The 10629-nt window shown below is 67.5% G+C and carries 11 protein-coding genes; 7 read left to right on the top strand and 4 right to left on the bottom strand.

All coding sequences use genetic code 11. The features are described from left to right. The 6 genes from Q0U08_RS12915 to Q0U08_RS12890 all read left to right on the top strand — a co-directional run. The coding region (locus tag Q0U08_RS12915; RefSeq protein ID WP_298091800.1) for a M23 family metallopeptidase at window positions 1-869 on the top strand (869 nt) is incomplete at its 5' end. 47 nt (window positions 870-916) lie between these two features. Then, window positions 917-1255, top strand: coding sequence for an iron-sulfur cluster insertion protein ErpA (erpA, locus tag Q0U08_RS12910; protein WP_298091802.1), 339 nt, complete (start codon window positions 917-919; stop codon window positions 1253-1255). Between the two features lie 10 nt (window positions 1256-1265). Next, window positions 1266-2036, top strand: a complete 771-nt coding sequence (gene xth / locus Q0U08_RS12905) for an exodeoxyribonuclease III (RefSeq protein WP_298091799.1) — start codon at window positions 1266-1268, stop codon at window positions 2034-2036. Continuing rightward, window positions 2036-2809 (top strand): transporter, encoded by a 774-nt coding sequence (locus Q0U08_RS12900; protein ID WP_298091798.1) that lies wholly within the window; start codon window positions 2036-2038, stop codon window positions 2807-2809. Before xth ends, Q0U08_RS12900 begins: the two co-directional genes overlap by 1 nt. Before the next feature lie 166 nt (window positions 2810-2975). After that, a complete protein-coding gene (locus Q0U08_RS12895) occupies window positions 2976-3248 on the top strand; it encodes a hypothetical protein (protein ID WP_298091797.1) in 273 nt (90 codons plus the stop codon). Window positions 3249-3271: 23 nt separating this feature from the next. Further along, window positions 3272-3496 carry a hypothetical protein gene (locus Q0U08_RS12890; RefSeq protein ID WP_298091796.1) on the top strand — a complete coding sequence of 75 codons (225 nt, stop codon included), beginning with the start codon at window positions 3272-3274 and terminating at the stop codon, window positions 3494-3496. Between the two features lie 12 nt (window positions 3497-3508). Here the strand turns inward: Q0U08_RS12890 and Q0U08_RS12885 are convergent, their stop codons facing one another. Next, window positions 3509-4663, bottom strand: coding sequence for an N-acetyltransferase (locus tag Q0U08_RS12885; RefSeq protein WP_298091795.1), 1155 nt, complete (start codon window positions 4661-4663; stop codon window positions 3509-3511). 141 nt (window positions 4664-4804) lie between these two features. On the opposite strand from Q0U08_RS12885, the gene Q0U08_RS12880 reads away from it, so the two are divergent. Continuing rightward, the gene (locus tag Q0U08_RS12880; protein ID WP_298091794.1) at window positions 4805-5902 is read left to right on the top strand and encodes a fatty acid desaturase; all 1098 of its coding nucleotides are present in this window, start codon (window positions 4805-4807) and stop codon (window positions 5900-5902) included. Window positions 5903-6119: 217 nt separating this feature from the next. Here Q0U08_RS12880 and lptG read toward each other — a convergent pair whose 3' ends face one another. From lptG to Q0U08_RS12865, 3 genes are all read right to left on the bottom strand, one after another. Continuing rightward, a complete protein-coding gene (gene lptG / locus Q0U08_RS12875) occupies window positions 6120-7217 on the bottom strand; it encodes an LPS export ABC transporter permease LptG (RefSeq protein WP_298091793.1) in 1098 nt (365 codons plus the stop codon). Next, complete coding sequence (lptF, locus tag Q0U08_RS12870; RefSeq protein WP_298091792.1) at window positions 7214-8437, bottom strand: LPS export ABC transporter permease LptF; 1224 nt, start codon at window positions 8435-8437, stop codon at window positions 7214-7216. Before lptF ends, lptG begins: the two co-directional genes overlap by 4 nt. Before the next feature lie 96 nt (window positions 8438-8533). After that, the gene (locus Q0U08_RS12865; RefSeq protein WP_298091801.1) at window positions 8534-10405 is read right to left on the bottom strand and encodes an ATP-binding protein; all 1872 of its coding nucleotides are present in this window, start codon (window positions 10403-10405) and stop codon (window positions 8534-8536) included. Between the last annotated feature and the right edge of the window lie 224 nt (window positions 10406-10629).

The following is a 10629-nucleotide window of genomic DNA, read 5'->3' as shown; positions in this document are numbered from 1 at the left end:
AGCAGCGCCAGGCGCTGCTGACCGCGGTGATGGCCGGCGAGGGTTACAACAAGGAACTGGCCGCCGCGACGTTGCCGGTACCGGCCGCCAAAGACGGCGTGGAGGCGCATGTACTGGCGCCGCTGACCAAGGTGGAGACGCGGCAGGCCGCGCTTGCCGTGCCGGCGCAGGCGATGCTCGACCGTCGCTATGCCGACACCGCTGCCGCGATCCGCAAGCTCGGCCTGAAGCCCGAGCGGGTCGCCAAGCGCAGCGCGCCGGCCAAGGGCGCGGCGATGGGCGGTGAGTATATCCCGGCCAACAGCGCCGAAGCCGCCGCCGACCTGCACGCCGACCAGCAGTTCCGCACCCTGTTCCAGAGCTGGAAGAAGATGGACGGCCTGCAGCAAGGGACGATCGCGATCCCCTCGGTCCAGCCGGTCGCCAATCTGCAGTTCACCAGCAATTTCGGCATCCGCTCCGACCCGTTCCGCGGCACCGCGGCGATGCACGCCGGTGTCGACATCCCCGGTCCGGTCGGCACCCCGATCTATGCCACCGCAGACGGGATCGTCGCCCATGCCGATCGTCGCGGCGGTTACGGCAATCTGGTCGAGATCAACCATGGCAAGGGCATCGCGACCCGCTATGGCCACCTGTCCAAGATCCTGGTGACCGATGGTGCGCGCGTCCACCGCGGCCAGTTGATCGCGCTGATGGGGTCGACCGGGCGTTCGACCGGCCCGCACCTGCACTATGAAGTGCGCATGGACGGCCATGCCGTGAACCCCGTGCCCTTCCTGACCACGGCGGATTACCTGCTCGCCTCGCAGGATCACAGCGTCCACCAGATCCCCGTTTCCACCGACGGCCCCGCCGCGCAGGATTGAGCGTGACGCCATTGCCGGGGGAGCGCGACGCGCCTATCTCCCCGGCCATGACCAATGCAGACTCCGCCATCGGGCTGACCCAGGCCGCCGCCGCGCGCGTCGCGGCCATCGCGGCCAAGCAGAACAAACCCGCCATCCTGCGTTTGTCCGTCGAGGGCGGGGGCTGTTCGGGGTTCCAGTACAAGTTCGGCTTTGCCGACGCTGCCGACAGCGACGATGCGGTGACCGAGACGGATGGCGTGCGCCTGGTGGTGGACAGCATCAGCCTGGACCTCGTGCGCGGTGCGCAGGTCGATTACGTCGAGTCGCTGGGCGGCGCGGCGTTCCGGGTGACCAACCCCAACGCGGCGTCCGGCTGCGGTTGCGGCACCAGCTTCTCCGTCTGATCGGCTTTCCGTGAAAATCGTCACCTACAACGTCAACGGCATCAAGGCGCGGTTGCCGCGGCTGATCGAGTATCTGACCGAGGCGCAGCCCGACATCGTCTGCCTTCAGGAACTGAAAGCGAGTGACGAGACCTTTCCGCTGAGCGATATCGAGGCCGCGGGATACGGCGCGGTCTGGCATGGCCAGAAGAGCTGGAACGGCGTGGCGGTGCTGGCGAAGGGCGCCACGCCGGTCGAGCGGCAGCGTGGCCTGGCCGGCGAGGACGAGGACGAACAGAGCCGCTATCTGGAATGCGACGTGGACGGGCTCGTGGTGGCGGCCCTGTACCTGCCCAACGGCAATCCGCGGCCGGGGCCGAAATTCGATTACAAGCTGCGCTGGATGGAGCGACTGGCGGCGCGTGCGCAAGTGTTGCTGGCGCAGGAAGTGCCCGCGGTGCTGGCGGGGGATTACAACGTCATCCCCAATGATGACGACACCTTCTCCGTCCGTGCCATGGCGGAGGATGCGTTGATGCAGCCGGAAAGCCGCGAAGCCTATCGCCGGTTGCTGGCGCAGGGGTGGACCGACGCGCTGCGCACCCGTGCGCCCAAGGGCGGGGTATGGACCTTCTGGGATTATCAGGCGGGGGCATGGCAACGGGATGCCGGCTTCCGCATCGATCATCTGCTGCTCAGCCCGCAGGCCGCCGACCGGCTGGTCGATGCCGGGGTGGACAAGGCCTATCGCGGGCGGGAAAAGGCGAGCGATCACGCCCCGACCTGGGTCAGCTTGCGCTGATGCGCCTGTTGCTGGCGGCGGCGGCTCTGCTGGTCGGCGCCCCTGCCGCCGCGCAGGCGCAGCGTGATCTTTGCCCCGATCGGCCGGGGCTCAGCTCACCGGCCTGCACGGTCGAGCCGGGATCGGTGATGGTCGAGACCGCGCTCGCCGATTGGGAGCGGGGCAGCGATGCCGACACCTGGCTGTTCGGCGATACGCTGGTGCGGCTGGGGCTGGACGCATCGAGCGAGATCGCGGTCGGCTGGACGCCCTTCGGCCATGTGCGCGAGCGCGGCGCGAGCGGCCGGCGTGCCGACCGGGTCGGTGATGTCACGCTGGAATACAAGCGCAACCTGCGCAATCCGGACGGGCATGGCTTTGCCATCGCGGTGGAGCCGATCGTGACCCTGCCGGTCGGGCGGACGCCGGTGGGGGCGGGGACATGGTCGGCCGGGTTGATGGTGCCGATGACCTATGACCTGTCGGACGCGTTGCAGTTCGAGTTGATGCCAGAGATCGATGCGGCGGCAGACGAGGATGGTGGCGGCCGGCATCTGGCCTATGGCAGCGTCATCGGGCTGGAATATGACGTCGCGGACGCCTGGGAACTGGTCGGCGAGGTGCAGTGGCGGCGGGATGACGATCCCGTAGAGCCGTCGCGGCAGGCGGTCGCGGGACTGGCCGTCGCGTGGCAGCCGAGCGATGTGGTGCAGTTCGACATCGGATCGGTGTTCGGCCTGACCGGCGGGGCGCCGGCGGCGCGGCTCTATGCCGGGGTCGCGCGCCACTTCTGATCGGCCGATTCCGCTACGGATTGGCGACTTTGGCCATGAGTTGGTGCGGGCCGTTGGACCCGTTTCTGGTGGAAATGGCGGATTCCCGTGTGTTAGGGAACTGGCACGGTTGCTGCACTGGCTGGGACATCGGGGCGCCGCCCCGGTGTTCAAGGGAGTGACCATCATGTTCCAAGCCAAGCTGATCGCCGTTGCCATCGCCCTGACCGCCCCGGTGGCCGTTGCCGCCAAGGATGCGCCGGTGGTGAAGGCCCCCACCGCGGTCGCTGCCCCCAGTGCAGCCGCCAACGCGGAGCGCGGCACCGTTCGCGCCAACAGGAGCGACACGGTCCGTTACTGCATCAAGGACTTTGTCACCGGGTCGCGAATCGCGCGCAAGGAATGCCGCACCCGTGCCGACTGGATGGACCGTGGTTTCGATCCGCTGGAGGCAAAGTGACCGGCGGCGTATGGGGGGTGGCGGTGCTGGCCATGACGGCCGGCACCGCGGCCGCGGCCGCGGCGGCGGCCGCGGCGGCCAGGCCCGAGCGGATTGATGCGCGGGTGATGGCCGCCGCCCTGGCCGCGCCGCAGGAGCCTGCCCGCGGCCAGCAACGCTATTGCTACGGCGACGCGGCGCGCGAGCGGATGGTGTGTCGCACGATGCGGCAATGGATCGCGCAAGGGTTGATGCCGGTCACGCGCTGACCGGCATGCCCGTCACAGATCGCGCGCGTAGACGTTGTAGGTCTTGTTGACGCGGCTCTGGATCGTCTCGGCGATCGAGCGCATGCCCTGATTGTCATCAAGGATCCAGCCGATCTCGCCGCGACTGGCACCATATTTCGTGACCGACGCGCGGCGAATATATTCGATCATCATGAAGGCCAGTTGGCTGGCCATGCGCGAGGACTGCAAATCCTTGCGCACGCCCATCAGCGGCACGCGCATCGTGCGAACCTGGGGCTTGCGCAGCCAGAGCAGCAGCTTGGCCCAGCCGAAGGGCAGCAGGCTGCCGTTCAGCGGCTTGATGGCTTCGTTCAGGTCGGGCAGCGTGATCATGAAGGCGACCGGCTTGCCGTCCAGTTCCGCGATGCGGATCAGGTCGTTGAACACGATCGGCTTCAACTTGACGCCGACATCCTTGATCTCGGGCGGGGTGAGGGGGACAAAGCCCCAATTGTCCGCCCAGGCATCGTTCAGGATGTCGAGGATGATCGCGGCCTCCTCCTCGAACTTCGCCTTGTTCACCTCGCGCACGCGGATGCGCGGGTTTTTCTCGCCCGACTGGATGATCCGCTTCACGATGGGCGGAAATTCCTGGGTGATGTCCAGCTCGTAGGTAAAGAGCTGCTTGATCACGCCGTAGCCCGCGCCCTCGATCCAGCCGCGATATTCGGGCTTGGCATGGCCCATCATGATCGTCGGCGCATGATCATAGCCATCGACCAGCAGGCCCGGCTCCTCCCAGATCGATTGCGAAACCGGCCCCATCGCACGGGTCATGCCCTGTTCGCGCAGCCAGCCTTCTGCAGCCGCCAGCAATGCCTGGAAAACGTCCTGCCGTTCGGCGTCCATCAGGCCCCATTGGCCGATCCCGGGGCCGAAGCCCTGCTCGACGGGCATGGTCAGCGCCAGCGTGTCGATATGCGCGGAGATGCGGCCCACGACGCGGCCCTTCTCTTCGGCCAGAAACAGCTGCGCCTTGGCATGGCTGTACCAGCCGTTCTTCTCGGGCGTGATCAGCCCCAGCGCTTCGCCTTTCAGCGGCGGCACCCAGTTGGGATCGTCGGCATACAGGCGAAAGGGCAGGTCGACGAACGCCTTGCGGTCGCGCTGCGTCAGCACCGGTCGGATCGTCAACGTGTCGGCCATGGTCGTTCCCGCAATCGATAAGTGACGCGCGTCCTAAACGCATCCGTCGATCATAGCGAGTGAGGATTCCGCCAGCGCCGCCACGCCGCCAAGCTGTAAATGCCACGGTCCCGCCATTATCTGATGGCAATGGATAAGGTCATGGACACCACGCTTTCCCTCGCCCGGAGCGCTGCCGGCGGTGCTGCTGCGGCCAAGCTGTCGTCGCACCGCATCGCCGACGACAAGACGATGCTGCGCACCGCGGCTGAGTTGACGCGCGACCTGATCGCGCCGCGTCCACGCATCTATTGGGCGGACCTGATCGCCTCCGCCGTGATCGGTTACGGCGCGCTGGCGGTGGCGGTGACCGCCGGCTCCACGGCCCTTGCCATTGCGGCGGGCGTGGTGTCGATGCTGGCGCTGTACCGCGCGCTCAGCTTCATCCACGAAGTCAGCCACATGAAGCATGCGGCGCTGCCGCGTTTTCGTGGCGGCTGGAACGCGCTGGTCGGCGTGCCGATGCTGACCCCGTCCTTCATGTATGAGGGCGTGCATAACTTCCACCATGCCAAGACGCGCTACGGCACGGTCGAGGATCCGGAATATCTGCCGCTCGCGCTGATGAAGCCGTGGACGCTGCCGGTGTTCATCCTGGTGTCCGCACTGGCGCCGCTGGGCCTGCTGATCCGCTTCGCCATCCTGTCGCCGCTGTCGCTGGTGATCCCCGGTTTCCGCCGCGTGGTGGTCGAGCGGTATTCGGCACTGGCGATCAACCCGCAATTCCGTCGCCGCATGCCCGAGGGCGAGGCGGCGAAGATGTGGAACCGCGTGGAGACCGCGGCGAGCGTCTGGGCGATCGCGATCGTCGCCATGGTGGCGACGGGCGTCATCCCGGTGCGCGGCTTCCTGATCGCGATGGCGATCGGGTCGGGCGTCGCGGTGGTCAACCAGGTCCGCACGCTGGTGGCGCACCTGTGGGAGAATGACGGCGAGGCGATGACGGTGACCGCGCAGTATCTCGACTCGGTCAACGTGCCGCCGCCGTCCTTGCTGCCCGCTTTGTGGGCACCGGTGGGCTTGCGCTATCACGCGCTGCACCACCTGCTGCCGGGCGTGCCCTATCATAATCTGGGCGAGGCCCATCGCCGGGTGACCGCCGCGCTGGAGCCGGGATCGCCCTATCACAAGGCAAGCTACAAGGGCTTGCCGGGGCTGGTGAACAAGATCGTGCGCAGTACGATGACGGTTCGTCGCTAAGCACGGTCGCGATGTGAGATGATGCGGGGGAGTGGCGGTGCCGCTCCCCTTTTTTTGTGCACTGCCCTTCGTGGTGGAAGGCGTTCTACCCAAAACCCGTTCAGCCTGAGCGAAGTCGAAGGCCATGCCGTATCGCCGGTGCTTCGACTTCGCTCAGCACGAACGGGGGTGGGGTGAAGGCGCACTGCCCGTTCGCGGCCGAACGGAGGAGGCTTCGCTATTCCTCCGTCCGGATCAACACCGCTTCGCCGATCAGGAAGAACAGCAGGAACGGTGCCCAGGCGGCGAGGAAGGGCGGGTAGGCGCCGAGATTGCCCATCGCCAGCGCGAAATTGTCCGCGACGAAATAGGCAAAGCCAAGGGCCATGCCGATGATCGCGCGCACGAACAGCTTGCCCGACCGCGCGACGCCAAAGGCCGCGACGGCGCCCAGCAGCGGCATCAGCACGGCGGAAAGGGGGCCGGACAGCTTGTGCCACAGTGATCCCTCCAGCGCCTTGGTGGGGCGGCCGGCTTTCTGCAGGTCGTCGATCGCCTCCGACAGACCGCGGAAGGACAGGCTGTCGGCATCGACGCCGGCCAGCGTCAGTTGTTCGGGGGTGACGCCGTTGCCGACGACCATCGAGGCGAAGCGCGTCACCTGGCCGCTCGCCACGTCGAAGCGGGTGCCGGGGCCGATCCGCCAGGCACTGCCCTCGCGCTGGCCGCGCGGTGCGCGCACGATGCTGCGCAGCGAGCCGCCGGTGCGATCGTACAGCGTCACGCCGCCCAGTTGCGTGGCCGCGCCGCGGCCGCGGATCAGGTCCACCTGCAACAGATCGCCGCCATCGCGGACCCAGACGTTGGAACGGTCACCGCTGTCGATCGGCAGGGGGCCGTAATCGACCTTCTGCCACGCGTTCAGCGTCGCGGTGGCGCGCGGGGTGATGCGATCGTTGAACGCGAAGCTGATCACCGCGACGCCCGCACTGGCGAGCAGCAGCGGCGCCAGCACCTGATGCGCGGACAGGCCACCCGCCTTCAGCGCGATCACCTCTGAATTCTGGTTCATCGTGATGAGCGTCAGGATCGTGCCGAGCAGCACCGAGAAGGGCAGCACGAACGAGATGATCTGCGGCGCGCGCAGCGAGACGTAGCGCCACACCTCGCCATCGCCATTGCCCGGCACCGCCAGGATGTTACCCGATTCGGACAGCAGGTCGAGCGCCTGGAGAACCAGTACGAGAGCCGCCATGATCGCGAAGGTGCGGACCAGGAACAGCTTGGCCATATAGATGGCGATAGTGCGCGACGGGAAGATGGCGGACAGCCTCATGCCTTGGTCTCCGCTTCACGCGCGCGCATCTCGCGGGCACGGCGGCGCGGCCCCGGCAGCCAGCGGGTGAACAGCTTGGCCAGCTTGGCGAAGCTGCGCTCCAAGATGCCGATCGGCTGGCCGCCGGGCACATAGGCGGTGACGTAATACATCCAGACGACGATCCCTGCGAAGATCGCGAACGGCCCCCAAAGCGCGATCAGCGGATCGACCCGGCCGAGCGCGCCGATGTCGGCGGCGTACTGGTTGACCTTGTGATAGGTGACCAGCATCACGATCGACAGGAAGACGCCGAGCGCGGAGGTGGATCGCTTTGGCGGGATGCCGAGTGCCACCGCGAGCAGCGGCAACAGGAACATCGTCACCACCTCCACCAGCCGGAAGTGGAATTCGGCGCGGCTGCCGTCGCGGGCTTCCTCCGACTGCGCTTCCTGCCCGTGGCGGGCGAGTTCGGGCAGGGTGAACTCTAGGTCGCGGCCGCCGCGCTGACGGAAATTCTCGAACTTGGGCAGGTCGATCGGCAGATCGTGGCTGGAGAAGGTCAGCACGCGGGGTGCGCGAAAGCTTTGCCGGTCGTGGATCAGCGTGCCGTTGGTCAGACGGAAGATGATGACGTTGGGATCGTCGGTGGCGAGAAAGCGGCCACGCTCGGCCGTGACGCCGATCCAGTCGCCCTTGCCGGTCTGCGCATGGACGAAGATGCCGGACAGGTCGCGGCCCTTGTCGCGGCTTTCCTCGATCCGCAGCGTCATCCGGTTGCCCAGATGGGTGAATTCGCCGACCTTGATGGAGGCGCCGAGCGCGCCGGTGCGCAGCTCGTAGCGCAGCCCTTCATAGTAATAGCGGGCGATCGGCTGGACATAGCCGACGATCGCCAGGTTGAGCGCGGCCAGCACGATCGCGTACATATAGGGCACGCGCAACAGCCGGGTGTAGCTCATGCCGACGCCGCGCATCACGTCCAGCTCGGACGAGGTGGCAAGCCGGCGGAAGGCGAGAAGGATGCCCAGCATCAGCCCGATCGGAATGCCCAGACCCAGATATTCGGGCAGCAGGTTGGCCAGCATGCGCCACACCACGCTGATCGGTCCGCCCTGCGTCGCCACGAAGTCGAACAGGCGGCGGATGCGGTCCAGCACCAGCAGCATCGCAGCGATGACCAGCGTCGCGAACAGCGGCAACGCGATCAGCCGGGCCATGTAGCGGTCGATGGATTTCATGCGGTGGCTTAAGGGTGCTCGGGCGGGCAGGGAATTCGGCTATACGAACGTGGCGCCCGCGCGTCAGCCCCAATTATGTCCCAAGTATGTGGGGCGTTATTCGGCCGCGATGGAAGAGGGCTGGCGCTGTGCGGTCCGGGCCATGGCGGCGGCGATGCCGCGTTCTAGGGCGGTCAAGGTAAAGGGTTTGCGGAGCAGTTCGTGCTCGCCGAACATCGCCGCATTGGCCTCCCCCGCAAAGCCGGTGACGAACAGGACGGCAAGGTCGGGAAAGCGGTCGCCTAGGCCGGCGATCATCTCCGGCCCGGTCTGGCGCGGCATCAGTACGTCGGAGATGACAAGCTGGATATCCGGGTTGGCTCCCAGCATCCCGGGGGCTGCGAGGGGGTCGTCGCAGGGCAGCGCGTGGTGGCCCAGTTCCTCCAGCGCGCCCATCGTGGCGGCCAGAACGCGCGGATCATCCTCGACCACCAGCACCGACAGGGCCGTGGGGGCCGAAGGGGCAGGCGTGACCGGCTCGACGGGCAGGGCGGCGGGCGTCGCGCTGCGGTCACGCGGCAGGTACAGGGTGACGGTGGTGCCGGCGCCGGGCGCAGTGCGCAGCGCCACGTCGCCGCCAAGCTGGCCGACAAGGCCGAAAATCTGGCTGAGGCCGAGGCCGGTGCCCTTGCCGACGGGTTTGGTGGTGAAGAAGGGCTCGAACACGCGCTCGGCCACCTCGGGCGTCATGCCGCTGCCGGTGTCGGTGACCGACAGCACGACATAGTCGCCCGCGACGCACTGGCCCACCGCGCCGTCGGCAAGTGCGATCTCACTGGTGGTGATGGTCAGGATGCCGCGACCGTGCATCGCATCGCGTGCGTTGACCGCCAGGTTCAGGATGGCGTTCTCCAGTTGCACCCGGTCGGCATGGACGCGCCAGCCGGTGGAGCGATCGTCGACGATCAACTCGATCGCGTCGCCCAGCGTGCGGTCGAGCAGATCGGTCATCCCGGCGACCAGCGACGCGGGCAGGATGGCCTGTGGCTTCAGCGATTCCTCGCGGCTGAAGGCGAGCAGACGACGGGTAAGCGCGGCAGCACGGTTCGCACCCTCCGTCGCGCTGTCGATATGGCGTTGCAGCGCAGCATGGTCACCCGGCGCGGCACGGCGCGCCAGTTCGAGGCCTCCAAGGACGACAGCCAGCATGTTGTTGAAATCGTGCGCGATGCCGCCGGTCAACTGGCCGACCGCATCCATCTTCTGCGCCTGGCGCAGCTTGGCCTCCTGCACCTTCAGCTCGGCGGTCGCCTCGTCCACTGCGGCGGACAGTTCCTCGGCGCGCGCGCGCGCGGCTTCGGCATCCGCCCGCGCCGCCGCCCGCTCGCCCACCGCCTGCACCGTCATCCACCCCAGCGCGATGGCCCCCGCCACGATCAGAATGCCGAAGACCGCAAGCCCCCCCGCAATGCGGCTGGACCGCTGTACCGAGCCGTTGGCGTCGGCGGTCCGCTCCGACAACAGGGCACGTTCGGAGCGGATGATGCCGTCCAGCGTGCCGGTGATCTGCGCCAGCGAAACGCCCTGCCGAGCCTGATAGTAGCGCGCATAGGCCAGGCTGTTCTTATTGTAGGTGGTGGCGAGCGCGATCGCGGACAGTTCCTCGCCGCGCGTATCATAGGCGCCGCGCAGGCGCGCGATCAGCGGGCGCTGCGCCGGATTGTCGTAGGTGATGTGCTCGAGCCGGTCGATCTGCGAGCGGGCGAGCGTCCATTCATCGAAGTAGAGCTGGCCGAGCTGGCGATCGCCGGAGATGACGTAGCGGCCGAGCGACGCCTCCGACCGGGCGATCGTGCCGGCCAGCGTCCGGGCCAGGATCATCACGTCATAGGAGTGCTGCTGCAGATCGAGCGCACGGTCGCGCTGGCGATTGGCGTGGGCGAGGGTGACGATCAGCATCACCAGCGTCACCGCGCCGGCCAGCCCCATGACGACGAGCGCGATGGTTCGCCAGGTCGTGCCGCGCTCGCGACCGACGGATTCGGCTTCGGTCCGCTCCACGGGAAGGACGCTATCGCAGTCGACGGTGCGAGGGAAGCGGGGTGAAGGGCTTAGCCGATAACGCCGACGGCCCGTCCAGCGGTCGCGAACATGGAGAGTACGCGCTGGATCTGGTCGGGGGTGTGTTCGGCGCAGAGCGAGCAGCGTAGCAG

The organism is uncultured Sphingomonas sp. (assembly GCF_946477935.1).
Lineage (GTDB): Bacteria > Pseudomonadota > Alphaproteobacteria > Sphingomonadales > Sphingomonadaceae > Sphingomonas.
Note: the sequence above shows the minus strand (reverse complement) of the source record. Positions and strands in the feature narration are given on the sequence as shown.